Raw genomic sequence first — 25725 nt, forward strand, 5'->3', positions numbered from 1 at the left:
GTTGTCATGCACGGGGATTGACCTTGGATTTGGGTCCGTCTTACGTTCGCCGGGCAGCCGCTGACCGCGGTCGCACCTGAGGAGGTCGTGCCCGTGCGCCCCACCGCCCCGCTCATCCTCGCCGCCGCAGCCACCGTCCTGGCGGCAGGCACGCTCACTGCTTGCGGCAGTGGTTCCGGCAGCAGTCCCGACACCGTGCGGATCGCGTACGAGCGGTCCACCAGCAACAAGGTCCGCATCATGGACAACTATCTGGAGTCGGTGAAGAAGGAGTTCGAGAAGGCCAACCCGGGCAAGAAGGTCGAGCTCCTGCCCATCCAGGCCGACGAGAACGCCTACTACACCAAGATCCAGCAGATGATGCGCTCCCCCAGGACCGCGCCCGATCTGGTCTACGAGGACACCTTCCTGATCAACTCGGACATCAAGAGCGGATATCTCGCGCCGATCGACACGTACCTGAAGAACTGGCCGAGTTGGCAGCACTTCGTCCCGACGGCCAAGGCCGCCGCGAAGGCGCAGGACGGGAAGACGTACGGCGTTCCCGACGGCACCGACACCCGCGGGATCTGGTTCAACAAGGACATCTTCCGCAAGGCCGGTCTGCCCACGGACTGGCAGCCGAAGAACTGGGCCGACATCCTCGACGCCGCGCGCACCATCAAGCAGAAGGTCCCCGGCACCGTTCCGCTCAACATCTACACCGGCAAGGGACCGGGCGAGGCCGCGGTCATGCAGGGCTTCGAGATGCTGCTGTACGGGACGGGCGCCGACCCGTTGTACGACGCGAAGCAGGGCAAGTGGGTCGCGGGCAGCAAGGGGTTCACGGACTCGCTGGCCTTCGTGAACACCGTCTTCGCGGAGAAGCTCGGGCTCGACAAGTCCGACGCGCTCGACCCGAACGCCATGACCAACGTACAGACCGACTGGGTGCCCAAGTCCAAGCTGGCCATCGACATCGACGGTTCCTTCGCCGGTCAGCAGTGGCTGCCGTCGGGCGGCAGCCCCTGGCCCGCGTGGTCGACGACGATGGGCCAGGCCGCGATGCCCACCCAGTACGGCCAGGCGCCCGGCAAGGTCTCCATGTCCGGCGGCTGGACCTGGTCCATCCCCGCCAAGTCCAAGAACGCGGACCTGGCCTGGAAGATGATCGAGCAGCTGCAGACCAGGAAGAACGCCGTGAAGTACACCATCGAGGGCGCGCAGATCGCGTGCCGCGACGATGTCGCCCAGGACCCGGCGTACCTGAAGTCCAGTCCGGGCGTGAAGTTCTTCACGAGCCTCGTCGAGTACACCCACTACCGGCCGGCGCTGCCCGCCTATCCGCAGGTCTCGTCCGCGATCGGCGAGGCGATGGAGTCCGTCACGACCGGTGACGCCGGTCCGCAGGCAGCGGCGAAGACCTACGACGAGCAGTTGAAGACGGCTGTCGGCGACGCGATCGTCCACCGGCCATGAGTACGCCGGCCACGGGTCCGCAGGCGACGAGTCCGCCGGTGGCGGTCCCGCAGGCGACGAGTCCGCCAGCAGTGGTCCCGCAGGGGTCGGCCGGCACGCTGCACCGGGGTGGCCCGCTGGGCTGGCTGCCGATCACCCCGGCCGTCGCACTGCTGCTCGTCTTCCTCGCGGGCCCCATCGGTTACTGCGTCTACATCGCTTTCACGAACATGCAGCTGACCGGCTCGTCGTCGACCGACTTCGTCGGTCTGGCGAACTTCCGGCGGGCCTTCGCCGACCCGGAGTTCCGCAACGCCGTCTGGCTGACGCTCGTCTTCACGGTCATCTCCTCGATCATCGGCCAGAACAGTCTCGGGCTGGCGCTGGCCACCCTGATGCGCCGCGCCTCCAGGCCCGTGCGCACCGTGACCGGCATCTTCGTGATCGCCGCCTGGGTGCTTCCGGAGATCGTCGCCGCGTTCCTGCTCTACGCCTTCTTCCGCCGCGAGGGCACCCTGAACGCCATCCTGGACCAGCTGCACCTGCCGTCCCAGAACTGGCTCTACAGCCTGCCCATCCTCGCCGTCTCCTTCGCCAACGTCTGGCGCGGCACCGCGTTCTCGATGCTCATCTACTCGGCGGCGCTCAACGAGATCCCGCAGGACATCACCGAGTCCGCCGAGCTGGACGGCGCGGGCGGGCTGCGCCGCTTCTGGCACATCACCCTGCCGATGATCCGCCGTTCCGTCGCCACCAACCTGATGCTCAACACCCTGCAGACACTGTCGGTGTTCGGGCTGATCTGGGCGATGACCCGCGGCGGCCCCGGCAACCGCAGCGAGACGCTGCCGGTCTTCATGTACGACCAGGCGTTCCTCAAGAGCTTCATCGGCTACGGCACCGCCGTCGCCCTGCTCCTGCTGCTGATCAGCTCGCTCTTCTCGGTCGTCTATCTGCGCCTGCTCAAGACGGAGGTGTGAGGTGTCCATGCGCCGCCGTACCACCGAACGCCTCGCCGTGGACGCCGCCCTGCTGGTGGTCGCCGCGGCCTTCGCCGTACCGCTGCTGTGGCTCGTCCTCTCCTCGGTCGACCCGCACGCCGGGCTGCGCGTCCGCCTCCCCGACAACCCCGGCCTGTCGAACTACTCGGACATCCTCACCGAGGACATCACCTTCCGGCCGATGCTCAACAGCCTGATCCTGTGCGGCGGCGCGACCGCGCTGACCGTCGCCTCGGCCGCGCTCGCCGCGTATCCGCTCTCCCGGTACCGCTCCCGGTTCAACCGGCCGTTCCTGCTGACGGTCCTGTTCACCACGTGTCTGCCGATCACCGCGATCATGGTCCCGGTCTACGCCCTGTTCGTGCAGACGGACCTGATCGACACCGTGTACGGCACCGCGCTCTTCCTCGCCACCTCCCAACTCCCCTTCGCCATCTGGCTGATGAAGAACTTCATGGACGGCGTCCCGATGGTCCTGGAGGAGGCGGCCCGGACGGACGGCGCGAGCGGGATGCAGACACTGCGGCGGATCGTGCTGCCGCTGATGGGGCCCGGCGTCATGGTCGTGACGATCTTCAGCTTCATCATGATGTGGGGGAACTTCTTCGTCCCCTTCATGCTGCTGCTCACCCCGGAGCAGCTGCCCGCCTCGGTCTCCGTCTACAACTTCTTCGGCAACCGCGGCGGCCAGGTGGCGTTCGGGGAGCTGGCCGCCTTCTCGATCGTCTACTCGACCCCGGTGGTCCTGCTGTATGTCCTCATCTCGCGCCGTCTCGGCAGTGGTTTCGCCCTGGGGGGTGCGGTCAAGGGCTGACGCGTAGGTTCCGACGAACCGTGGGACTGTGCGAACACACCGTAGGCGTGAGGGCACACCCGCCCCTATGGTGTGCCCGTGCACCAGACCCCGCCCTTCGACGCCCCCGCCGCACGCCGTCTGCGCGAGGCGCTGGGCATGGCGCCCGGCCATGTCGCCCACGGGCTGCGTGCCCAGTACGGCCTCCTCGTCACCCCGGATGTGGTGGCTGCCTGGGAGCGCGGCCTCCAGCACCCCACCTCGCGTGAACTGACCGCGCTGGCAGGCGTGTTGTGGTGTTCCGTCGGGGATCTGCTGGTCTCGGCGACCACACTGCGTGAGCACCGGCTGGCGCGCGGTACGGCGGCGGAGGACCTGGCGCGGCTGATCGGCATGGACACCTCCGCCTATCTCAAGATGGAGGAGTCGGGCCGGTGGCGCGGCAACGAACGCCAGACGGCCGCGCTCGCGGAGACGCTTGCCCTGACCCCGGCGGCCTTTCTGACCGCGACCGGCCGGGACGAGGAACTGGCCGGGCTGCTGCGGAGCGCGGTGACGACGCGCTGGCAGGCGTACGTACGCCCCACGGCCAAGCTCGTACCGCTGTCCCGGGCGCAGCTGGAGCCGGTGCTCGAACAGCTGCATTCCGACTACCAGGCGCAGATGGTGCGGACGCTCAACTGGGGGGCGGCCGGGTCGGGCGGGGACGAGGGGCGGGACTTCCTCGACTCCATCGTCGGGCGGTTCTGGACGCTGACGCCGGGCTGACCGGCGGTTCGCCCGGAACGACCCGGCGCGGGGCCCGGCTTCGGCCCCGCGCGCGGCGTTCTTCCCGGCGGTGTTCTTCCCGGCGCGGCGTTCTTCCCTGTGCGGGTTCTTCCCGGCGCGGCGGGATCAGTGCGCGGCGGGATCAGTGCGCAATCAATCGACGACAGCGGGATCAGAAGACGGACTCGGCCTCGTACATCCGGCTCGCGTCCACCGTCTTCAGATGCGTCACCGCGTCCGCCAGCGGGACCATCGCGATGTCCGTTCCGCGCAGCGCGGTCATGTTGCCGAAGTCGCCGCGGTGCACGGCCTCCACCGCGTGCCAGCCGAAGCGGGTCGCCAGGACGCGGTCGTACGCGGTGGGGGTGCCGCCGCGCTGGACGTGGCCGAGGATGACCGGCCGGGCCTCCTTGCCGAGGCGGCTCTCCAGCTCGATCGCGAGCCGGGTGCCGATACCGGCGAAGCGCTCGTGGCCGAACTTGTCGATGACGCCCTTCTCGTACGGCATCGAGCCCTCGGCCGGGTGCGCGCCCTCGGCGACACAGATGACCGCGAAGCGCTTCCGGCGGGAGAAGCGCTCCTCGACCATCTTCACCAGGTCGTCCACCTCGAAGCGCCGCTCGGGCAGACAGATGCCGTGTGCGCCGCCCGCCATGCCCGACTCCAGGGCGATCCAGCCCGCGTGCCGGCCCATGACCTCGACGACCATCACCCGCTGGTGCGACTCGGCGGTGGTCTTCAGCCGGTCGATCGCCTCGGTCGCGACACCGACGGCCGTGTCGAATCCGAAGGTGCGGTCGGTGCCGGAGATGTCGTTGTCGATGGTCTTCGGGACCCCGACGACCGGCATTCCGGCGTCGGAGAGCATCCGGGCGGCGGTGAGGGTGCCTTCGCCGCCGATGGGGATCAGGGCGTCGATGCCGTAGCGCCGGGTCAGCTCGGCGCAGTTCTCGGCGGCCTCGCGCAGCCGGTCGCGCTCCAGCCGGGCGGAGCCGAGGATCGTACCGCCGCGGGCGAGAATGCCGCTGACCGCGTTGAGGTCGAGGGGCCGGAAGTGACCGTCGAGCAGGCCCTTGAAGCCGTCCTCGAAGCCGATCACTTCGTCGTTGTGCCCGGCCACGGCGCGGTGCACGACCGACCGGATGACGGCGTTGAGGCCGGGACAGTCGCCGCCTGCGGTGAGGACTCCGATGCGCATCGCGCTGTTTCTCCTGCTCCTAGTGGTACCTGCGAGCCGTTCCGATTCTTCCACGGCCCCTCGCCGCGTCGCGCTGTCGGGCTCCTCGCGGTCACGGCCCCGTAGCTGCCGCGGTCCAGCCGCGGACAGGCGACGTAGCCAGGCCCGAGGGTACTGTCAAGAGGGCGCCCCCGGCCCCCCGGGCGACCCGACGACGTGACCCCGGCCCTGATCCGCCGGGCACGCCCGGGGCGCCGACATCCGAGAAAGAGGACGGAGAGCACGCGTGACGCGCAGCGTGTACGTGACCGGGATCGATCGCGGCGACGGCCGCCAGGTCATCGAGCTGGGGGTCATGGAGCTCCTCACCCGGCAGGTCGACCGGGTGGGTGTTTTCCGGCCACTGGTGCACGAAGGCCCCGACCGCATGTTCGAGCTGCTGCGGGCCCGCTACCGGCTGAGCCAGGACCCGGCGTCCGTGTACGGCATGGACTACCACGAGGCGACCGCCCTCCAGGCCGAGCACGGCACCGACGAACTCGTCTCGCGCCTGGTCGGCCGCTTCCACGAGGTGGCGCGGGCGTACGAGGTGGTGCTCGTCCTCGGTACGGACTTCTCCGGGACCCAGCTCCCCGACGAGCTGGCGCTGAACGCGCGGCTCGCGAACGAGTTCGGCGCCTCGGTGATCCCGGTCGTCGGCGGGAAGGGCCAGCCGGCCGAGTCCGTACGGTCGGAGACGCGCAACGCCTACCGGGCGTACGAGGTGCTCGGCTGCGACGTCATCACCATGGCCGTCAACCGGGTCGCCCCGGGTGACCGGGCGGCGCTCGCGGAGCAGCTGGACGCGCAGCTCCCGGTGCCGTGCCCGGTGCTGCCCGACGAACCGGCGCTGGCCGCGCCGACCGTCGCCCAGATCACCCACGCACTCGGCGGGACCGTGCTGCTCGGCGACGAGGCCGGGATGGCCAGGGACGCGCTGGACTTCGTGTTCGGCGGGGCGATGCTGCCGAACTTCCTGAACGCGCTGACCCCCGGCTGCCTGGTGGTGACCCCCGGCGACCGGGCGGACCTGGTGGTCGGCTCGCTCGCCGCGCACAGTGCGGGCACGCCGCCGATAGCCGGTGTCCTGCTCACCCTGGACGAACGTCCGGGAGCCCCGGTCCTCCGGCTCGCCGACCGGCTGGCGCCGGGCACCCCGGTGATCGCGGTGTCAGGCGGCTCGTTCCCGACCGCGGGCGAACTCTTCGCGCTGGAGGGCCGGATGACCGCGGCGACCCCGCGCAAGGCGGAGACCGCACTGGGCCTCTTCGAGCGCCATGTGGACACCGCGGAGCTGCTGAACCGGCTCTCGGTGTCGCGCAGCGGGCGGGTCACCCCGATGATGTTCGAGCACGAACTGCTGGAGCGGGCGCGCGCGGACCGCCGCCGGGTGGTGCTGCCCGAGGGCACGGAGGAGCGGGTGCTGCGCGCCGCCGACATCCTGCTGCGCCGCGGTGTCTGCGACCTGACGCTGCTCGGCGACCCGGACACGGTCCGCAGGAAGGCCGCCGACCTGGGCATCGATCTGACCCGGGCGGATGTCGTCGACCCGGTGACGTCCGAGCTGCGGGACCGGTTCGCCGAGGTGTACGCGAAGGCGCGCGCCCACAAGGGCGTCACCGTCGAGCTGGCGCACGACGTGGTCGCCGACGCCTCGTACTTCGGCACGCTGATGGTCCAGGAGGGACTGGCCGACGGCATGGTGTCGGGTGCGGTGCACTCGACGGCGGCCACCATCCGGCCCGCCTTCGAGATCATCAAGACGAGGGAGGACGCCTCGATCGTCTCGTCGGTGTTCTTCATGTGCCTGGCCGACAAGGTGCTCGTGTACGGCGACTGCGCGGTCAACCCCGACCCGGACGCCGAGCAGCTCGCGGACATCGCCGTCCAGGCGGCGGCCACCGCGGCCCAGTTCGGGGTGGAGCCGCGGATCGCGATGCTCTCGTACTCGACGGGCACCTCGGGGTCGGGCGCGGACGTCGACAAGGTGCGCCGGGCCACCGAGCTGGTGCGGGCGGCGCGGCCGGATCTGCTGATCGAGGGGCCCATCCAGTACGACGCGGCGGTGGAACCGACGGTCGCCGCCACCAAACTGCCGTGCTCGGCGGTCGCGGGGCAGGCCAGCGTGCTGATCTTCCCGGACCTCAACACCGGCAACAACACCTACAAGGCCGTGCAGCGTTCGGCCGGCGCGGTGGCCGTCGGGCCGGTGCTCCAGGGGCTGCGCAAACCGGTCAACGACCTCTCGCGCGGCGCGCTCGTCGAGGACATCGTCAACACCGTCGCGATCACCGCGATCCAGGCCCAGACCCAGACCCAGGTCCAGGAGGGCCCCGCATGACACCGACCGCCACCCGTGTCCTCGTCCTCAACTCCGGCTCCTCGTCGCTGAAGTACCAGCTGCTCGACATGGCGGACGGCGCCCGGCTGGCCGTGGGCCTGGTCGAGCGGATCGGCGAGCAGACGTCCCGGTTCCGGCACACCCGGCTAGGACAGGACCTGGTGGACGGCGCCGACACCCGTGAGCGGACCGGGCCCGTCCCCGACCACGCGGCGGCGCTGAAAGCCGTCGCGGAGGAGCTGGACGCCGACGGTCTCGGCCTGGACTCGCCCGAACTCGCGGCGATCGGCCACCGGGTGGTGCACGGCGGACTGAAGTTCACCGCGCCGACGGTGGTGGACGACGCGGTGCTCAAGGAGATCGAACGGCTGGTGCCGGTCGCCCCGCTGCACAACCCGGCGAACATCATCGGGATCCGTACGGCCCGGCAACTGCGCCCCGATCTCCCCCAGGTCGCCGTCTTCGACACCGCGTTCCACACGACGATGCCGGAGTACGCGGCCCGCTACGCCATCGACACGGAGACCGCGGACGCCCACCGCATCCGCCGCTACGGCTTCCACGGCACCTCGCACGCCTATGTCTCGCGCAGGACGGCGCAGTTGCTGGGCCGCACGCCGGAGGAGGTCAACGTGATCGTGCTGCACCTCGGCAACGGGGCCTCGGCCTCGGCGGTGGCCGGCGGCATCTGCGTGGACACCTCCATGGGGCTGACGCCGCTGGAGGGGCTGGTGATGGGGACCCGGTCCGGTGACCTCGATCCGGCGGTGATCTTCCATCTGTCGCGGGTCGCCGGAATGTCCGTCGACGAGATCGACGTACTGCTCAACCAGAAGAGCGGTCTGGTCGGGCTCTGCGGCGACAACGACATGCGCGAGATCGTGCGGCGCGTCGGCGAGGGCGACGGACGGGCCCGGCTCGCCTTCGAGATATACGTGCAGCGGCTGAAGAAATACCTGGGCGCGTACACGGCGGTCCTGGGCCGGGTGGACGCCGTCGCCTTCACCGCAGGGGTCGGCGAGAACTCGGCGCCGGTGCGCGAGGCCGCCGTCGCGGGCCTGGAAGGGCTGGGACTCGTGGTCGATCCCGAGCTCAACGCCGTACGTTCCGACGAACCCCGGCTGATCTCCCCGGGCACCTCGCGGGTGGCTGTCGCCGTGGTCCCCACGGACGAAGAACGTGAAATTGCACAACAGGTCTACGCCTTGGTGAACGGCTGACACCTGAGCGCCACACCGCCCATTTGTACTTTCCACCAGACGGAATATTCCGTAGCGAAACAAACCGATAGGATCCGCCTCATGCGCCGTTCCAAAATCGTCTGCACACTGGGCCCAGCCGTCGACTCCTATGAGCAGCTGAAAACGCTCATCGAGGCCGGCATGAATGTGGCCCGTCTGAATATGAGCCACGGGTCCCACGCGGAGCACGAGGAGCGGTACCACCGCGTCCGCAAGGCTTCGGAGGCCACCGGCCGCGCCGTGGGCGTGCTCGCCGACCTCCAGGGCCCCAAGATCCGCCTGGAGACCTTCGCCGAGGGCCCCGTCGAGCTGGTGCGTGGTGACGAGTTCACCATCACCGCCGACGACGTCCCCGGCGACAAGACCATCTGCGGCACGACCTACAAGGGTCTGCCGGGCGATGTCACCAAGGGCGACCCGATCCTGATCAACGACGGGAACGTCGAGCTGAAGGTGACCTCCGTGGAGGGCTCCGAGGTCAGGACCATCGTCATCGAGGGCGGTGTCATCTCCGACCACAAGGGCATCAACCTGCCCGGCGCGGCGGTGAACGTCCCGGCCCTGTCCGAGAAGGACATCGACGACCTGCGCTTCGCGCTGCGGATGGGCTGCGACCTGGTCGCGCTCTCCTTCGTGCGCGACGCCGGTGACGTCAACGACGTCCACAAGATCATGGACGAGGAGGGCCGCCGGGTCCCCGTCATCGCCAAGGTCGAGAAGCCGCAGGCCGTCGCCAACATGGAGGGCGTCGTCGCCGCCTTCGACGGCGTCATGGTGGCCCGTGGCGACCTGGCCGTCGAGTACCCGCTCGAAAAGGTCCCGATGGTGCAGAAGCGGCTCATCGAGCTCTGCCGCCGCAACGCCAAGCCGGTGATCGTCGCGACCCAGATGATGGAGTCGATGATCACCAACTCGCGCCCGACGCGCGCCGAGGCGTCCGACGTCGCCAACGCCATCCTGGACGGCGCCGACGCGGTCATGCTCTCCGCCGAGTCGAGTGTGGGCGCGTACCCGATCGAGACCGTCAAGACGATGTCGAAGATCGTGGTCGCGGCCGAGGAGGAGCTGCTCTCCAAGGGCCTCCAGCCGCTGGTGCCCGGCAAGAAGCCGCGCACCCAGGGCGGCTCGGTGGCCCGCGCGGCCTGTGAGATCGCGGACTTCCTGGACGCGAAGGCGCTGGTCGCCTTCACCCAGTCCGGAGACACCGCCCGCCGTCTCTCCCGCTACCGCACCTGCCAGCCGATCCTCGCCTTCACGACGGACGAGTCGACCCGCAGCCAGCTCGCGCTGAGCTGGGGCGTCGAGGCGCACGTGGTGCCGCACGTGGACAACACCGACGCGATGGTCGACCTGGTCGACGCCGAGGTGCTGAAGCTGAAGCGCTACAACGAGGGCGACCGGATGGTCATGACCGCCGGCTCGCCCCCCGGTGTCCCCGGCACCACGAACATGGTCCGGGTGCACCACCTGGGCGGCGAGGACAACCAGGGCTGACCGGACACCGGTCCGCTGACACGGCTGTGGCCCGTACCCCCCTTACGGCGGGTACGGGCCACAGCCGTGTCCGGGCTCACTCCGGGCCGGACGCACCGGCTCGCCGGTAGTACAGGAGGACGACACCGTTCCCGAAGGTCCGGGACTCCACGAGGTCGAGGCCGGCGGTGGCCCCCGCGTCCGGGAAGAGGCGCGTGCCGCCGCCGACGAGTACCGGGTGGACGTAGATGTGGAACTCGTCGATCAGCCCGTGCGCCATGAAGGACGCGGCGAGACGCGCACCGCCGAGGGACAGGTCGCCGCCGGGCCGGGCCTTGAGCGCCCGTACCTCCTCGGGCACCACCTCCCGGACCACCGTGGTGTTCCAGTCGGCCCGCTCCAGGGTTCTGGAGTACACGGTCTTGGGCATCCCGCGCCAGAGAGCGGCGAACTCCTTCACCGGCTCGGGACTCGCCGGGTCGGCGTCCGCGGTCGGCCAGAATCCGGCCATCAGCTCATGGGTCACCCGGCCGTGCAGGAATCCGCCCATCGTCGCGAGGTACGCGTTGATGTGGCGGTGCACCTCGTCGTCGACCCGGTGCCAGCTGATGTCACGGTCCGGCCCCTCGCTGTACCCGTCCAGGGACATCGACATCGTCAGGACGATCTTCCTCATCGCGGTCCTCGCCGAAAGCGTCGGGGCCGGGCTGCTCCGGCCCGTCATGGCGGGGAGGATACGCGGCCGGCCCCTGCTCCGTACGGATCCGCGGCCCCCGACGCGGCGCGGGCCCGGCGTCCCCTCCCCGGGTGGCACGGCCCGCGCAGAGGCCCAGGACGAGCGCCAGCCCCACGGCGATCAGATGCTCGCGGCCCGCGAGGTTCGGCTTGAGCAGCGACTGGACCACGATCAGTCCGCTGGTCGGCACGGCCAGGACCGGAGCGCGCCGGACCACCGCCAGGTACGCGAAGAGCCCGGCCACCGCGGCGGACGGCCCGGTGTCGAGCACATGCGCGGTCTCGGGCGGCAGCCCCAGCGGACCGTGGCCCAGCGCGATCATCGCCCGAGCGCCCAGCGTGCCCGCGAGGGACGTGACGCAGGCGATCACCAGGGTGCGGGTGCGGCCCAGGACCAGTTCGGCGAGCGCGAACGCGAGGAACAGCTTGGGCAGCCCCGCCCACACCGGCAGACCGGGATCGGCGAGCACCAGCGATCCGGGGGTACGCAGCAGCACCAGCGGGAGGGGCAGATCGGCCCGGACGTCGGCCACCAGCCGCACCAGCACCGCGCCGTCGGGCGTCCGTATCAGCTGGTGGACGACGACGACCGCGACCGTGGCGAGCAGCGCCAGGGAGATCCCGGACACCCCGCGGCGCCGCAGCTCCCGGAACGGCCCGACGGCCACCGCCTGCCACTCGGCCCGCAGCATCCGCCCCGGGTACGGGGTGAACCGCCCTGCCGCGGGGGCCTGTTGTACGCGGGGACCGGTGCGGCCGGCCTCGCCGGTGTCACGGCAGCCGTCGACAGCGCCCACTGCTCACTCCCCCACGCTCCACGCCCACCACCGGATCGTGTCCGGATGTACGGCCCCCGGCGATTCTGCCGCACGGCGGTTCGGAGGTCTCGGCCAGGCGGCGGAACCGTGGCCGGCCGGTGCGGTTCACACGGGCGGTGCGGTTCACGCGGGTGGTGCGCCCTGTCGACAGCTGTGGCCCGCACCCCGGTCGGGGGTGCGGGCCACAGCTGTTTCCGCGGCTCCCGGACGTATCTCCGGCGGCGGGTCAGGCGCCGGTGAAGTAGTTCTGGAGTCCGGGCACATGGAGCGTGCCGCCGAACTGGCCTGCCTGCTTCACGGTGACCTTCGTGAAGAACGCGAAGGGCACATTGATCGGCGGCGGGCTGTCGGGGCTGAACGTGATCGGGATGAGGCCGAAGAGGTTGCCCTTCAGCGACTCCGTGTACATCGTGACCTGGCCGTCACGGATGGTCGACGTCGAGCCCGTTGCCGCCTTGACGTGGCCGGTGGCCCCGTTGGGGGCGACGGTCGTCTGGTGCAGGTCCTTGATGTCCAGCGACGAAGCGGTGAACTTCAGCACCTTCTTGATCTTCCCGCTGCCGGTCCTGACCTCGACGATGCCCTTGTAGTCGAGCCCGTTGAGCGTGAGCATCGAACTGTTCAGCGTCCACGGGTCGTCGGGGAGGGCGGGGATGCCCTGCTCCAGATCGGCCGCGGCGAGCGCCTTGGGATCGGCGGTCGGGCACGGGTAGGACGGCTTGGCGCCGTCTGGGATGGCCGTGTCCTTCTTCGGGTCCAGGCCCTTGGCGTCCGCGGGCAGGTCCTTGACCGGCTTTCCGGCCTCGGCCGCCGCCTCGCGGATCTTCTCGGCGGTCTTGTCGGCCTCGGTCTTCGCGGCTGCCGTGGCCTCGTCGGCCTTCTTGGAGTCGGCGGTCTTCTTCTCGGCCGCCTTCTTGTCAGCGGCCTTCTTCTCGGCTGCCTTCTTCTCCGCCGCGGTCTGCCCGGAGGTCTTGGACGACGCGGAGGACGACGGGTCCGGGGACGGGCTCGCCGTGTCCTTGTCCGGGTTGAACAGCTTCTTGAGCGCGTCCCCCACACCCAGCGGGTCCAGCGGGTTCGTCGACTTCGTCGCGGTCGGCGACGGGCTCGACGAGGCAGCCGCCCGGTCCGAGGCGGCGGACGGTGAATCCGACGTCTTCTTCTCGGACTTCACGGAGTCGGTCGCGTCCGCCGCCGGGGTGGCCGACGGGGACGGCTGGGCCGACACGTCCGCGCTCTTGCCGTCCTTCTTGGCCTTGTCACCGGCCGTGTCGCCCGACGCACTGGCCGAGGGGCTCGGGGAGTCGGACGGCTTCGGGGAGTCCGACGGCTTCGCCGACTCGCTCGGCTCGTCGGAGCGGGAGACGCACGGACCGGCCGCGAACGGGATGTCGCCGTGGTCGTCGGCCATCGCCAGCTTGGGGGTGAGGCCCATCCCGACGAACACCGCGGTCGGCATCGCAGCCAGGGCTATCGCCTTGCTCGCGGGAATGTGCAGCTTCGTCAGCAACGATCTCCTGGGGGCCGCGTGACGGCCGCCTCTGCGCTCTCCGAGGTCATTGCGTTCGGTGGTACCCGGCTGCGCTTCGTCACCCCGCACGGTGCCTCCCACCGTTGGCATCCACTGTCGTGTTCTTGTCAGGTTCAACCGTCTGCTGCTCCGGGACGACGGCCTCCCGGTCGAAAGCGAACTCCCCTGCGGGAGCCGCGACTCCGGGTGCCGCTCCGTACGGCGTCCCGTCCGCGGAGCCGCCCTGGGCGGGCAGCGCCGGGTCGCCCTGCGGCCCCGCGGGAGCCCAGGAGAGCGAGAGGGCCCCACCGATCATCGACAGCAGGAAGCCGATGACGAAGCCGCCGATGTTCGCCACCGGGAGGGAGATCAGCGCCAGCAGGATCGCCGCTATCCCCGCGAACACCCTGACGATCCCGTGGAACCACATCGTCAGGCCGAGGGTGACCAGCAGCACCCCGATGATCAGTGATCCGGCTCCCGCGGTGGTGGACATCGCCAGCGTCATATTGCCGAGGTGCATATTGGCGTACGGGAAGTAGGCGATCGGCAGGCCACCCACCATCGTGAACAGGCCCGCCCAGAAGGGTCGGTTGCCCCGCCACGCGCGGAAGCGAAGCCGCCAGTAGGTGAAGTCGCGGGAACCCGAGGACTCGGCGCTCATGGAAAACAGCTCCCTGGTACCGGTGTTGCTCTGAGAAGTGGAGAGGTTCGGGCAGCCGGGGACCATGCGTCCCCGGCCACCCCGGGTGTGCTTAGTAGCACTCCGCCTTGCCGGACGTCAGGCCCAGCTTCAGGTTGCTGAGCTTGAACGTGCCGGCGGTGGTCGCCCACGCCTCCTGCTTCACGTTGGTCAGCGTCGCGCTCTTGGCGCGCTGCGCGAAGCCGTCCGGATCGACCTTCTTTTCCGTGCCGGGCTGGATGCCCGCTTCCTGCGCGGCCACACCGATGTCGAGGTGGTCGAAGGTCGCGTCGGCCTGGAGGCTCGCGATGTCGAGGTAGAGGTTGGTCGCCTCGACCGGCTTCTTGGGGTTCGTTCCGGCGGTCAGCCGGAGCGTGACGGTGCCGAGGCCGAACGGCAGGTTCGGCGTGACCACCGACTGGCACATGTTGGTGATCGTCGCACTGCTGAAGCCCGACACGGCCACCGCGTGAGCGTCGCCGCCCTTGCCGTCCGGGTTCCTGCCCGTCGCGACACTGCCGTACTGGACGAAGTCATGACCGACCAGACTGTCGGCGTGGACCTTGAACGACTGGCCGGACACGCTGAACGAAGCGGCGAGCGCACCCTGCGCGAGGCCTACGCCCACCGCAGCGGTGGCGACCACGCTCGGGACCATGACGATCGCGAACCGCTTCCATCTGGTTCCGCCACGTACCTGGGAACTCACTTAGTTTCCTCCTTCTCGGACGTACATCTCCGGACCGGGTTCGAAGCCCGTCCTGGGATGGGAGAAGTGCTACGTCCTCGGGAAGGAGAGCGCCCGTTTCACAAACGCGAACCGCGTCCGAAGCACCGGCGATCACCCCCGAGCGACAACCACTGGCCACGCGTTCGCGCAACCGCTGGACAGGCCCCGCCGGGTGGCGGGAACCCCCCTGTCCGCAGCCGGCGCCACTGTCGCCGACCGGCTCGGTGGGGACCCAAGTGGCCACGACGCGACCGGATGCCGCGCTGGTGCGCTATTGGACCGAGCGTGGCCGATCGTGGTGCATTCGCGGCTGTGACACAAGGGGTTCATTACCGGCTAGTAACGGCGGGATAACCGAACCGCGACCGGCCGATATCGCACAGGCACACAGGGTGGAGCCGACCCAGCCGCTACATGGGGCGGTAGACGCCCATAATCGGGCAGAAGGATGCACTGCATTTACTCCGAGTAACAGGCGGCCGCAATTGCCAAGTTTTGGCAAAGTGCGGCCGTCCGTTATCTCCGTGTCGCCAAATCGTCAGCCGGAACTCGCCCGCACCGCGCGCTTAGTGACTGTTCAGAGCAGCGTGGCTGTTCAGAACCGTGTGACCGTTCAAAACCGGGTGACCGTTCAGAACAGCACCCGCGCCAGCGCGGTACGCGCGGCCGTCACCCGCGGGTCGTCGGACCCGATCACCTCGAAGAGCTGGAGCAGATGGACACGCGCGGCCTCCCGGTCGTCACCCACCGTGCACCGCACGGCCGCGACCAACCGCCCGAAGGCGTCCTCGACATGACCGCCCACCAGATCCAGGTCGGCCGCGGCGATCTGCGCCGGCACATCGGCGGGCTTCTCCGCCGCCTCCGCGCGGACCTGCTGCGGGTCGAGCTTCTGCACCCGCGCGAGCAGTTCGGCCTGGGCGAGGCCGAGCGCGGCCTCCTCGTTGCCCGGGTCGTCCGAGAGGACGTTCTTGTACGCCTGGACGGCGCCGCCGAAGTCGTTCGCGTCCAGCGCCTGTACGGCGGCTTCGAGCAGCGCGTCGTAGGGGCCGGCCGGCACCTCCGCCGGTTCGGCGTCGGCCCCGGCGGGCGCGGCGTCGGGGTCGACGACGATCCCGGTGAGCCCGAAGCGCTCCTCGCCGACCTTGATCAACTGGTCGAGGGTCTCCCGGATCTGGGCCTCGGGGGCCGCGCCCTGGAAGAGCGGCAGCGCCTGACCGGCGACCACCGCGAAGACGGCCGGAATCCCCTGGATCCCGAACTGCTGCATCAGCATCTGGTTGGCGTCGACGTCGACCTTGGCGAGCAGGAAGCGGCCGTTGTACGCGACAGCCAGACGTTCGAGCAACGGGCCGAGCTGCTTGCACGGCTCGCACCACTCGGCCCAGAAGTCGATGACGACCGGGACCTCGGAGGAGCGCTGGATGACGTCGCGCTCGAAACCGGCTTCGTCGACGTCGATCACCAGCGAGGCGGGCGACACACCGGCGCTGCCGCCCTGCCTGGCGGTCTCGGCGCGCGCCTGTTCCGCTTTCTGCCGGGCCTCGCCGGCGGCCTTCACTGCGGCGAGGTCGACGACGCCGCTCATGGACATGTTCCTAGGCTGCATGCGTACATCCTCCCCCCTCCGCCGCCCGTTCAGGAAAGCTGTTGGCGTAATCCACCGTCGTACCGGCCGGGCCCGCCCGTACACCCCCCGCCGGATGCGGGGCGTACGGACAGACGCGGCCGTTCGGCCCGAGGAGGGGCCTGGGACAGGCGCAGGGTCCCCACCCTGGCGCCAGTGGCTTGTCACGTGGCTGTCGCTCTTTACGCTACGAGCCGTAGCGTAACTGGTCGGCGGCGATCAACGGGCGGGATTTCGCCGCCAGTTTCTCGTGATCTGACTCACGGCGCCGGAGCTACTGACCGGTATGGTCGCGGTCATGCCGATCAGCAAACCCACCCGAACGGGTCGCCCCCGCAGCACGGAAGCCGATGCCGCGATCCTCGTGGCGACGAGGGCCGCGCTGGTCGACCTCGGCTGGTCGAAGCTGACCATGGGCGATGTGGCCACCCGTGCCGGAGTGGCGAAGACGACGCTGTACCGGCGCTGGGCGAACAAGAACGAACTCGTCGTGGACGCGGTGGCGGTCCTCTTCGACGAGCTCGAACTGCCCGACCGGGGCAGCCTGACGGCCGATATCGAGGGCGTGGTGCTGCAGTTCGCGGCGCTCCTCGCCCGGCCCGAGACCAAGACCGCGCTGATGGCGGTGGTGGCCGAGTCGATCAGCGACGAGGCGCTGCGCGCCCGGATCCGCTCGGCGATCGTCGACCGGCAGAAACGGCTGGTGACGGTCGGCCGCGAGCGCGCCCAGGCGCGCGGTGAACTCCCCTACGAGGCCGACCCCGAGGCCTCGGCCCGGCACACCGACCTGATCTTCGACGTGGTCGCGGGCGCGGTGGTGCACCGGGCGCTGGTCAGCGCGGAGCCGGTGGACGGGGCGTGGGCACGCGAGTTCACCCTGCTGCTGTGCGTCGGGCTGAGCGCGACGCCCACGGCCCCGTAGGGCCCGTTCTGCGTGAGTTCCCCACTCAGACCTGGTAGCGGTCGGCCGCGAAGAGGTGAAGGTGCTCCGCGACCCACTCCGATGTCCGCTTCAGCCCCTCGGTCAGGGAGACTTCGGGCTGCCAGCCCGCCCAGGCGCGGGCGCGGGAGTTGTCCGAGAGCAGCCGCAGGACCTCGCTGCCGGACGGGCGCAGCCGGGCCGGGTCGACGACGACCTCGGCCGGTCGTCCGGAGGCCTCGATCAGGGCGTTCGCCAGGTCGCCGATCGATATCTCCTGCCCCGTACCCAGATTGACGCTCTCCCCCAGCGCGCGGTCGCAGCCGGCCAGTGCGAGGAAGCCTCGCGCCGTGTCCGTGACGTAGGTGAAGTCACGGGTCGGCGCGAGGGAGCCCAGCCTGATCTCACGTGCCCCGGAGTGCAGTTGGGCGAGGATCGTCGGGATCACGGCGCGCGCGGACTGGCGGGGGCCGTAGGTGTTGAAGGGACGCACCACGGTCACCGGGAGCTCGAACGCGTGCCAGTGCGAGAGCGCCATCATGTCCGCTCCGATCTTGGACGCGGAGTACGGGGACTGGGGCTGGAGCGGGTGCTGCTCGCTGATGGGGGCGGTGCGGGCGGTGCCGTACACCTCGCTCGTGGAGGTGTGGACGAGACGGCGCACGGAGTGGCGGCGGCAGGCCTCGGCGATGTTCTCGGTACCGACGACATTGGTCGCGACATACGCGCCAGGGGCGTCGTAGCTGTACGGAATGCCGATCAGCGCGGCCAGATGGAAGACGGTGTCACAGCCCGCGACGGCGTCGTCGACCCGCCCGGCGTCGCGGACGTCACCGGCCACCATCTCCACCTGCGGGGAGCCGAGGTGGTGGGCGAGGTTCCCCTTCTCGCCGTACGGCTTGTAGTGGACGAAGGCACGGACCTTCGCCCCCTGCTCCACCAGGAGATCGACAAGGGCCGAACCGATGAATCCCTCGGCGCCGGTGACGAGGACGGTGCGGTTCTGCCAGTTCACGCCCCCGGCCGGGTGGCTCCGGCTGCTGGGGTTCGTGCCGGTGGGGTTCATGCTGCTGCCGTTCGCGCTGCTGGGGTTCGTGTTCATGCGGGACGCTCCGTGTACGAGAGGACGGTGGCGGCCAGCAGGTCGGCCGCCCGTGCGTGGGTGGAGGGGTCGGCCGCGCCGCTCATCGCGGCGAGCCGGGCCGGGTCGGCGAGGAGCGGGCCCGCCAGCTCCGCGAGCCGTTCGGCGGTCGTCGCCGCGTCGGTGAGCAGCAGTCCGGCCCCGGCGTCGCAGAGGACGCGTGCGTTGTGGGTCTGGTGGTCGCCGGGTGCGTGCGGATACGGGACGAGGATCGCGGGCACCCCGGTGCTGGCCAGTTCGGCGACGGTCGCCGATCCGGCACGGCAGACGACCAGGTCGGCGGCGGCGTACGCGAGGTCCATCCGGTCGAGGTAGGGGACGGCGCGCGCGACCCGGTCGCCGCCCTCGTCGGCCAGCCGCGCCGTGGCGTCCGCCAGGGCGGCGGGCCCGGTCTTGATCAGCAGGTGGACGTCGGTACGGCTCTGCCACCGGGCCGCGAGGCCGACGGCCGCAGCGGTGAGCCGGGCCGCTCCGAGACTGCCGCCGTTCACCAGCAGCAGCCGCGCCCCGGCGGGGACGCCCAGCTCACGCCGGGCCTCGCCCCGCAGGGCCGCGCGGTCGAGGGTGGCGATCGGTGCGGCGATGGGCATGCCGACGGTCAGCGCGTTCTCGCCCCCGGCGAGACGGGCGCGGCTGCGGTCGAAGGCGACGGTGAGGTGCGGGGTGAGGCGGGCGGCGAACTGGTTGGCGCGGCCGGGCACCGCGTTGGACTCGTGGATCACGCTGGGCAGTCCGGCCATCCGCGCGCCGAGGACGACCGGCGCGCTGGGGTAGCCGCCCATCCCGACGGCGACCTGGGCGCGCTGCTCACGCAGGATGGTCCGGCACTGCATGCCGGACCTCAGCAGGGCGGCGGGCAGCAGATAGCGCCTGGCGCCCAGCGCGGGGTCGAACGGGATCATGTCGACGGTGTGGAGCCGGTACCCGGCGCCGGGTATGAGCGAGGTCTCGAGTCCGCGTTCGGTGCCGACGAACGAGATCACCGCGTCGGGTGCGGCGCGGCGCAGGGCGTCGGCCAGGGCGAGCCCGGGGTAGATGTGGCCGCCGGTGCCGCCCGCGCCGATCACGACGGAAGGTGGTGTGCGCATGGGGAGCACACTCGCGCCGCGGGGTAAGAAGGTTCTAAGAGCCGGGTTTGGCAGGCTTTGCTCCATGAACCCGCACCCGCACACGCATTCCGTGAGCACCCAGCAGCGAAAGATCCTGGTCGTCGACGACCAGCCCGAGGTGCGCGCGGCGGTCGAGGACGGCCTCGCGGTCGAGGGGTACGAGGTGCGGGGCGCGGCCGACGGCCTGGCAGCGCTCTCCACCGTCTCTTCCTGGCAGCCGGACGCGATCGTGCTGGACGTGATGATGCCGGTGCTCGACGGGCTCGGGGTCTGCCGTCAGCTGCGGGCCGTGGGCGACCGTACGCCCGTCCTGGTGCTGACCGCGCTGGACTCGGTGAGCGAGCGGGTGGACGGCCTGGAGGCAGGCGCGGACGACTATCTCGTGAAGCCCTTCGCCCTCGACGAACTCGTCGCCCGGGTGCGGGCGCTGCTGCGGCGGGCGGCCCCGGCGGAGGAGGACCGGGCCACGCTGTCGTACGCGGATCTCACCGTCGACCCGCAGACCCGCACCGGCCGCCGCTCCGAGCGCCCGATCGAATTCAGCCGGACCGAATTCGCCCTGCTCGAACTCCTGCTGCGCCACCCGGGGCAGGTCCTCACCCGCGAGCTGATCCTGGAGCGGGTCTGGGGGCAGGACTTCGGCCCGGACTCCAACTCCCTCGCGGTGTACGTCGGTTACCTCCGCCGCAAGCTGGAGGCGGCGGGCGAGCCCCGCCTGGTCCACACCGTGCACGGCGTCGGCTACCGGCTGGATCTGGCGTGAGCGCGCAGGACGCGGAACCGGTGGGAGGGCGCACCCCGCGCACCGCCCCCTCCCACCGGCTCGGCGCCCGCTGGCGCCGCCGCCGGCCGCTGCGCACCCGGCTGGCCCTGACCGCGTCCGCCGCGGTGGCCCTGGTGGCGCTCGGCATGTGTGCGGCGGCCTTCTTCGTGCAGCGGTACGAGCTCTACCACCAGCTGGACCTCAATCTGATCCAGTCGGCGGCCCTGGTCAGCGGCGGGCACACCGGTGGGCCGCCGGGTGTCGTGGCGGGCGAATGCCGCTACCTGGCCTCCCCGGCCTGTTCGCAGATCGTGCCGGCCGATCCGGCCGGTGACCCGTCGAAGCCGTACCTCCTGCCGGTCGCGCGGCCGGTGCGGGAGGTCGCCGCGGGCCGACGCGCTCCGTACTTCAGCAACATCACGCTGCAGGGGCGCCCCACCCGGATGCTCACCACCACCTTCGGCCACCGCGAGGCGGTGCAGGTCGCGCTCCGTTCCGACCCGGTGGAGCGGAGCGTACGGCGGACGGCCTGGCTGCTCGCCGCCGCCGGCGGGGTCGGTGTGCTCTTCGCCGCCGCCCTCGGCTACTGGGTGTCACGCACCGGCCTGGCACCGGTCGCGCGGCTCACCCGGGCCGCCGAGCGGATCGCGGCCACCCGCGATCCGCGCCACCGCATCGAGCTGCCCCCGGGGCCGGTGACACGGGAGGACGAGGTCACCCGGCTGGCCGCCACGTTCAACGCCATGCTGGGTGAGCTGGAACAGTCGGTCACCGCCCAGCGCCGACTGGTGGCGGACGCCTCCCACGAGCTGCGTACCCCGCTCACCGCGCTCCGCACGAACGCCGAACTCCTGTCCCGGGCGGACCGGTTGACCGACGCCCAGCGTGACAGGGCCGCCGCGGCCCTCGGGCGGCAGATCCATGAGGTCACGACGTTGGTGAACGATCTGATCGAGCTGGCCCGCGACGAGGAACCCGTCCCGCTCCTGGAGGCCGTCCGGCTGGCTCCGCTGGTCGAGCACGCCGCCACGGCGGCACGCGGCCACTGGCCCGGGGTCGCCTTCACGGTACGGATCCTGGCCGACCCGGTCGTTCCCGGTGTCCAGGCCCGGCTCTCCCGGCTGTTCGCCAACCTTCTCTCCAACGCGGCCAAGTTCTCCGAGCCGGGGGGCGAGGTCGAGCTGGTGCTCACGGCGGAGGAGCTGACCGTCCGCGATCACGGACCCGGGATCGCGGACGGAGACCTCCCGTACGTCTTCGACCGCTTCTACCGGGCGGAGGCGGCCCGCGCGCTCCCCGGATCGGGCCTGGGGCTGGCGATGGCCCGGCAGATCGCCCGCGCGCACGGGGCCGAACTCACGGCGGAGCGGGCGCCGGGCGGCGGGGCGCTGTTCCGGCTGGTGCTGCCCTGAGGCCGGCGGCCGAGGCGCGAACCCTCCGTGGCCGGTGTCAGGCGCGTCTACGGCGTGGTCACCGGGCGAGCCGCCCCAGCAGTGCCGAGGACACCAGGATGCTCACCAGCGCGGCCCCGGCCAACACGCCGAAGTCGAGACCCAGGTGCGAGGGTGTGCCCAGCAACAGACCTCTCAGGGCGTCGACCTGATAGCTCAGTGGATTGAACTTGCTCACCGCCTGGAGCCAGCCCGGCATGATCGCGACCGGGTAGAGGGCGTTGGAGGCGAAGAACAACGGCATCGTGATGGCCTGTCCGATACCCATCAGCCGGTCACGGGTCAGCACGATCCCGGCGATGGCCACCGACAGACAGGAGAAGAAGGCCGCACCCATGATCACCACGACCGCCACGCCCAGGAGCCGCAGCGGGTTCCAGGTGAGTCCGACGCCGAGCAGCGCGGCGATGACGATCACCACGACCGCCTGGATCAGCGCCTTCACCCCGGCGGCGAACGCCTTACCGGTGGTCAGCGCGGATCTCGGGGTCGGCGTGACCAGGAGTTTGGTGAGAATCCCGGCGTCCCGCTCCCAGATGATCTGAATGCCGTAGAAGATCGCGATGAACATCGCGGACTGGGCGATGATGCCCGGCGCGAGATAGTCGATGTACGGAATGCCGCCGGTCGGAATGGCCTTGATCCGGGTGAAGGTCTCACCGAAGATCAGCAGCCACAGGGCCGGCTGGATGGCCCTGGTGTACAGCTCGGTGCGGTCGTGGCGCAGTTTCTGCAGCTCGACCAGGCACATCGCGGCGACCCTGGCCGGGACCATCCGCCAGCCGGTGCGGGCCTTGGGCGGGACCAGGAGCAGTCCCGGCTCGCCCACCGGGGTGGGGTCAGCCGACCCGGGTGGCGGTGCGGCGCGTGGTGCGGACATCACGGAATTCGCCTCCCTGCTCGTCGAGACCGCTGCCTGCGACGTCCCGGAAGACGTCCTCCAGCGTCGGCGGACGGTCGCTGCCGCCCTCGGCGCGATTGCGCTCGCGAAGGGCGGACCTGAGCTCGTCGGGCGTACCGACGGCCCGTACCCGCCCGAGGTGCATCAGCGCGAGCCGGTCGCAGTACTGGTCGGCCTCGTCCATGTAGTGGGTGGTCACCAGCACGGTCATGCCGGTGGCTTTCCGTACGGCGTCGATGTGCTCCCACACGCTGGTCCTGGCGATCGGGTCGAGACCGATGGTCGGTTCGTCCAGAATCAGCAGCCGGGGAGCGCTGACCAGCGCCTGGGCGAGTTCGAGACGGCGGATCATGCCGCCGGAGTAGGTCTTGGCGAGCCGGTCGGCCGCGTCGGTCAGCCCGACGGCGGCCAGCACCTGCGCGACGCGCTCGGCCCGTTCCTTGCGGGAGACGTCGAAGACCCGGGCGAACAGGGTCACGTTCTCCCGCCCGGTGAGACCGGCGTCGGCGGAGAGCTGCTGCGGTACGTAACCGAGCAGCCGCCGGACCGCCATCCGCTCCTTCGCCGCGTCGCGCCCGAAGACCCGCACGCGGCCCGCCGGGACCGGCAGCAGGGTGGTGATGCAGCGGATCACGGTGGTCTTGCCCGCTCCGTTCGGCCCGAGCAGGCCGAAGACCTCACCGGCCTCGACCGACAGATCCACGTCGTCGACGGCTTTCGCCTCGCCGAAGCTGTACTCCAGACCGTTGCAGGCGACCGCGATGCCGTCGGCTGCCGGGTCGGTGTACTCCGTAGCACTCATGAGCCCTCCACCTCCTCGCGCAGGTTCCGGGTGAGGCTGCGCAGCGCCGGAAGCGCCGCGGCCAGTGCCGCCCGGTCCTCCTCGGACAGCCGGGCCACCTGGGCACGGACCAGTTCGCTGCGCCGCTCCTGCCAGTCACGCAGCCGTTCGCGGGCCGCGGGGGTCAGCAGCAGCCGCACCGAGCGGCGGTCGTCCGGGTCCCTCTCGCGGCGCAGGTACCCGACGTGGGTGAGCTGGTTCACCAGCGTGGAGACCGAATTCCCGGCCAGACACAGCTCCTTGGCCGCGGCCGAGACCCGGATACCGGGGCTGCCGGCGACCAGCCGCAGAAGCTCGGCCTGTGCGCCGCGCAGCGGCGGGGCACGCAGCTCCCGGCGCAACCGCCGCCGGATCAGCCGGTGAACACCGGCCAGGGCGTCGGCGAGCGAGTCGGGGAACTCTCCCGTGGCCATGAGCCCAATTTTAGCTCTGCCTCCGAGGTATTGCCCGGCGCGCCCGGTACCGCGTCCAGGACCCGGGCCCGGCGCCCGGGATCCAGACCGCTCAGAACCCGGGCGGCTCCGTGTACACCCCCCACTCGTCCCGCAGCACCCCGCAGATCTCGCCGAGCGTCGCCTCCACCCGGACCGCGGCCAGCATCGGCTCGATCATGTTCGAGCCGTCCCGGGCCGCTGCCAGCATGGCGTCCAGCGCGGACCGCACGCGGGTCTCGTCCCGGGCCGCCTTGCGGCCTGTCAGGTCCTCGACCTGGTCGCGTTCCACCTCGTGGCTGACCCGCAGGATCTCCAGGTCGCCCGTCACCGAGCCGTGCAGGCAGTTGACGCCGACGACCCGCTTGTCGCCCTTCTCCACCGAGCGCTGGTACTGGAAGGCCGACTCGGCGATCTCCCCGGTGAACCAGCCGTCCTCGATGCCGCGCAGGATCCCCGAGGTGACCGGCCCGATCGGGTGCTGCCCGTCGGGGTGCGCGCGCAGGCCGCGCTCCTTGATCTGCTCGAAGATCTTCTCGGCGTCGGCCTCGATGCGGTCGGTGAGCTGCTCGATGTACCAGGAACCGCCGAGCGGGTCGGCCACATTGGCGACGCCCGTCTCCTCCATCAGCACCTGCTGCGTGCGCAGGGCGATCTCCGCCGCCTGCTCGCTCGGCAGCGCGAGGGTCTCGTCCAGGGCGTTGGTGTGCAGGGAGTTGGTGCCGCCGAGGACCGCGGCCAGCGCCTCGACCGCGGTCCGTACGACGTTGTTGTACGGCTGCTGCGCGGTCAGCGACACACCGGCCGTCTGGGTGTGGAAACGGAGCCACTGCGCCTTGTCGGTCCGGGCGCCGTACACGTCCTTCATCCAGCGCGCCCAGATCCTGCGCGCCGCACGGAACTTGGCGATCTCCTCGAAGAAGTCGACGTGCGCGTCGAAGAAGAAGCTGAGGCCGGGCGCGAAGACGTCCACGTCCATGCCGCGGGAGAGGCCGAGCTCCACGTAGCCGAAGCCGTCGGCCAGGGTGTACGCCAGCTCCTGCGCGGCCGTCGCGCCCGCCTCGCGGATGTGGTAGCCGGAGACCGAGAGCGGCTTGTACGCGGGGATGGAGGCGGCGCAGTGCTCCATCAGGTCACCGATCAGGCGCAGATGCGGCTCGGGCTGGAAGAGCCACTCCTTCTGCGCGATGTACTCCTTGAAGATGTCCGTCTGGAGCGTGCCGTTGAGCACGGCCGGGTCGATGCCCTGGCGCTCGGCGGCGACCAGGTACATGCAGAAGACCGGGACGGCCGGGCCGCTGATCGTCATCGACGTGGTGACGTCGCCGAGCGGGATGTCCTGGAAGAGGACCTCCATGTCGGCGGCCGAGTCGATGGCGACCCCGCAGTGGCCGACCTCGCCGAGCGCCTTCGGCTCGTCGGAGTCTCGGCCCATCAGGGTCGGCATGTCGAAGGCGACCGAGAGGCCGCCGCCGCCGTTGGCGAGGATCGTCTTGTACCGCTCGTTGGTCTGCCGGGCGTTGCCGAAACCGGCGAACTGCCTGATGGTCCAGGTACGGCCGCGGTATCCGGTGGCGTGCAGACCCCGGGTGTAGGGGTACTCGCCCGGCCAGCCGATCCGCTCGAACCCCTCGTACGTGTCCCCGGGCCGGGGTCCGTACACCGGGTCCACCTGGTCACCGGAGAGCGTGGTGAAATCGGCGTCCCGCTTGCGGGCCTTGTCGTACCGGGCCTGCCAGCGGCGGCGGCCTTCTTCAACGGCGTGAGCGTCCATGCACTCGAATTTACTAGGACGTC

23 protein-coding genes are annotated in these 25725 nt (G+C 70.6%); 10 read left to right on the forward strand and 13 right to left on the reverse strand.

The annotated features are described in order from the left end of the window. The first annotated feature begins 93 nt into the window (after positions 1–93). The 4 genes from NBY69_RS01535 to NBY69_RS01550 all read left to right on the forward strand — a co-directional run bounded on the left by NBY69_RS01535 (position 94) and on the right by NBY69_RS01550 (position 3999). Positions 94–1458, forward strand: a complete 1365-nt coding sequence (locus tag NBY69_RS01535; RefSeq protein ID WP_250297748.1) for an extracellular solute-binding protein — start codon at positions 94–96, stop codon at positions 1456–1458. Then, positions 1455–2417: a carbohydrate ABC transporter permease gene (locus NBY69_RS01540; RefSeq protein ID WP_250297749.1), complete on the forward strand. Its 963-nt coding sequence runs from the start codon at positions 1455–1457 to the stop codon at positions 2415–2417. The genes NBY69_RS01535 and NBY69_RS01540 overlap by 4 nt, the downstream gene beginning before the upstream one ends. Before the next feature lie 7 nt (positions 2418–2424). Then, complete coding sequence (locus NBY69_RS01545) at positions 2425–3252, forward strand: carbohydrate ABC transporter permease (RefSeq protein ID WP_250297750.1); 828 nt, start codon at positions 2425–2427, stop codon at positions 3250–3252. 78 nt (positions 3253–3330) lie between these two features. After that, positions 3331–3999 carry a helix-turn-helix transcriptional regulator gene (locus tag NBY69_RS01550; RefSeq protein WP_250297751.1) on the forward strand — a complete coding sequence of 223 codons (669 nt, stop codon included), beginning with the start codon at positions 3331–3333 and terminating at the stop codon, positions 3997–3999. A gap of 172 nt (positions 4000–4171) precedes the next feature. Here NBY69_RS01550 and NBY69_RS01555 read toward each other — a convergent pair whose 3' ends face one another. Then, entirely contained in the window at positions 4172–5197 is a 1026-nt protein-coding gene (locus NBY69_RS01555) for an ATP-dependent 6-phosphofructokinase (RefSeq protein WP_250297752.1), read from the reverse strand. A gap of 265 nt (positions 5198–5462) precedes the next feature. On the opposite strand from NBY69_RS01555, the gene pta reads away from it, so the two are divergent. The 3 genes from pta (at position 5463) to pyk (ending at position 10291) form a co-directional block, all read left to right on the forward strand. Continuing rightward, complete coding sequence (gene pta / locus NBY69_RS01560; protein ID WP_250297753.1) at positions 5463–7556, forward strand: phosphate acetyltransferase; 2094 nt, start codon at positions 5463–5465, stop codon at positions 7554–7556. Continuing rightward, positions 7553–8776 carry an acetate kinase gene (locus NBY69_RS01565; protein WP_250297754.1) on the forward strand — a complete coding sequence of 408 codons (1224 nt, stop codon included), beginning with the start codon at positions 7553–7555 and terminating at the stop codon, positions 8774–8776. The genes pta and NBY69_RS01565 overlap by 4 nt, the downstream gene beginning before the upstream one ends. Before the next feature lie 81 nt (positions 8777–8857). Beyond that, on the forward strand, positions 8858–10291 hold the full coding sequence (pyk, locus tag NBY69_RS01570) for a pyruvate kinase (protein WP_250297755.1): 1434 nt from the start codon (positions 8858–8860) through the stop codon (positions 10289–10291). Positions 10292–10367: 76 nt separating this feature from the next. Here pyk and NBY69_RS01575 read toward each other — a convergent pair whose 3' ends face one another. From NBY69_RS01575 to NBY69_RS01600, 6 genes are all read right to left on the reverse strand, one after another. Next, positions 10368–10946, reverse strand: coding sequence for a dihydrofolate reductase family protein (locus NBY69_RS01575; RefSeq protein ID WP_250297756.1), 579 nt, complete (start codon positions 10944–10946; stop codon positions 10368–10370). Then, entirely contained in the window at positions 10882–11802 is a 921-nt protein-coding gene (locus tag NBY69_RS01580; RefSeq protein WP_250297757.1) for a hypothetical protein, read from the reverse strand. The genes NBY69_RS01575 and NBY69_RS01580 overlap by 65 nt, the downstream gene beginning before the upstream one ends. A 247-nt stretch (positions 11803–12049) precedes the next feature. Further along, positions 12050–13423 (reverse strand): hypothetical protein, encoded by a 1374-nt coding sequence (locus tag NBY69_RS01585; RefSeq protein WP_250297758.1) that lies wholly within the window; start codon positions 13421–13423, stop codon positions 12050–12052. Next, positions 13413–13997: a DUF6114 domain-containing protein gene (locus NBY69_RS01590; protein WP_250297759.1), complete on the reverse strand. Its 585-nt coding sequence runs from the start codon at positions 13995–13997 to the stop codon at positions 13413–13415. The genes NBY69_RS01585 and NBY69_RS01590 overlap by 11 nt, the downstream gene beginning before the upstream one ends. A gap of 91 nt (positions 13998–14088) precedes the next feature. Further along, on the reverse strand, positions 14089–14724 hold the full coding sequence (locus tag NBY69_RS01595) for a DUF6230 family protein (RefSeq protein WP_250297760.1): 636 nt from the start codon (positions 14722–14724) through the stop codon (positions 14089–14091). 652 nt (positions 14725–15376) lie between these two features. After that, positions 15377–16354, reverse strand: a complete 978-nt coding sequence (locus NBY69_RS01600; RefSeq protein ID WP_250297761.1) for a tetratricopeptide repeat protein — start codon at positions 16352–16354, stop codon at positions 15377–15379. A 316-nt stretch (positions 16355–16670) separates the two neighbouring features. Between NBY69_RS01600 and NBY69_RS01605 the strand changes: the two genes are divergently transcribed. Next, positions 16671–17294: a TetR/AcrR family transcriptional regulator gene (locus NBY69_RS01605; protein ID WP_250297762.1), complete on the forward strand. Its 624-nt coding sequence runs from the start codon at positions 16671–16673 to the stop codon at positions 17292–17294. Between the two features lie 25 nt (positions 17295–17319). On the opposite strand, the gene NBY69_RS01610 is transcribed toward NBY69_RS01605, so the two are convergent. Next, positions 17320–18357, reverse strand: a complete 1038-nt coding sequence (locus NBY69_RS01610; RefSeq protein ID WP_250298015.1) for an SDR family NAD(P)-dependent oxidoreductase — start codon at positions 18355–18357, stop codon at positions 17320–17322. Positions 18358–18389: 32 nt separating this feature from the next. After that, complete coding sequence (locus tag NBY69_RS01615; protein ID WP_250297763.1) at positions 18390–19520, reverse strand: glycosyltransferase; 1131 nt, start codon at positions 19518–19520, stop codon at positions 18390–18392. 64 nt (positions 19521–19584) lie between these two features. Between NBY69_RS01615 and NBY69_RS01620 the strand changes: the two genes are divergently transcribed. Both NBY69_RS01620 and NBY69_RS01625 read left to right on the forward strand, forming a co-directional pair. Further along, positions 19585–20304, forward strand: coding sequence for a response regulator transcription factor (locus tag NBY69_RS01620; protein WP_374211184.1), 720 nt, complete (start codon positions 19585–19587; stop codon positions 20302–20304). Continuing rightward, entirely contained in the window at positions 20301–21716 is a 1416-nt protein-coding gene (locus NBY69_RS01625) for a cell wall metabolism sensor histidine kinase WalK (protein ID WP_250297765.1), read from the forward strand. The genes NBY69_RS01620 and NBY69_RS01625 overlap by 4 nt, the downstream gene beginning before the upstream one ends. 58 nt (positions 21717–21774) lie before the next feature. Here NBY69_RS01625 and NBY69_RS01630 read toward each other — a convergent pair whose 3' ends face one another. From NBY69_RS01630 to NBY69_RS01645, 4 genes are all read right to left on the reverse strand, one after another. Beyond that, on the reverse strand, positions 21775–22635 hold the full coding sequence (locus tag NBY69_RS01630) for an ABC transporter permease (protein WP_250297766.1): 861 nt from the start codon (positions 22633–22635) through the stop codon (positions 21775–21777). Continuing rightward, positions 22595–23458 (reverse strand): ABC transporter ATP-binding protein, encoded by an 864-nt coding sequence (locus tag NBY69_RS01635; protein ID WP_250297767.1) that lies wholly within the window; start codon positions 23456–23458, stop codon positions 22595–22597. Before NBY69_RS01635 ends, NBY69_RS01630 begins: the two co-directional genes overlap by 41 nt. Next, on the reverse strand, positions 23455–23910 hold the full coding sequence (locus NBY69_RS01640; RefSeq protein ID WP_250297768.1) for a MarR family winged helix-turn-helix transcriptional regulator: 456 nt from the start codon (positions 23908–23910) through the stop codon (positions 23455–23457). The genes NBY69_RS01635 and NBY69_RS01640 overlap by 4 nt, the downstream gene beginning before the upstream one ends. A 91-nt stretch (positions 23911–24001) precedes the next feature. Next, positions 24002–25702 carry a methylmalonyl-CoA mutase gene (locus NBY69_RS01645; RefSeq protein WP_250297769.1) on the reverse strand — a complete coding sequence of 567 codons (1701 nt, stop codon included), beginning with the start codon at positions 25700–25702 and terminating at the stop codon, positions 24002–24004. Between the last annotated feature and the right edge of the window lie 23 nt (positions 25703–25725).

It is taken from the genome of Streptomyces sp. A 4/2, from assembly GCF_940670765.1.
Taxonomy (GTDB): Bacteria; Actinomycetota; Actinomycetes; order Streptomycetales; family Streptomycetaceae; genus Streptomyces.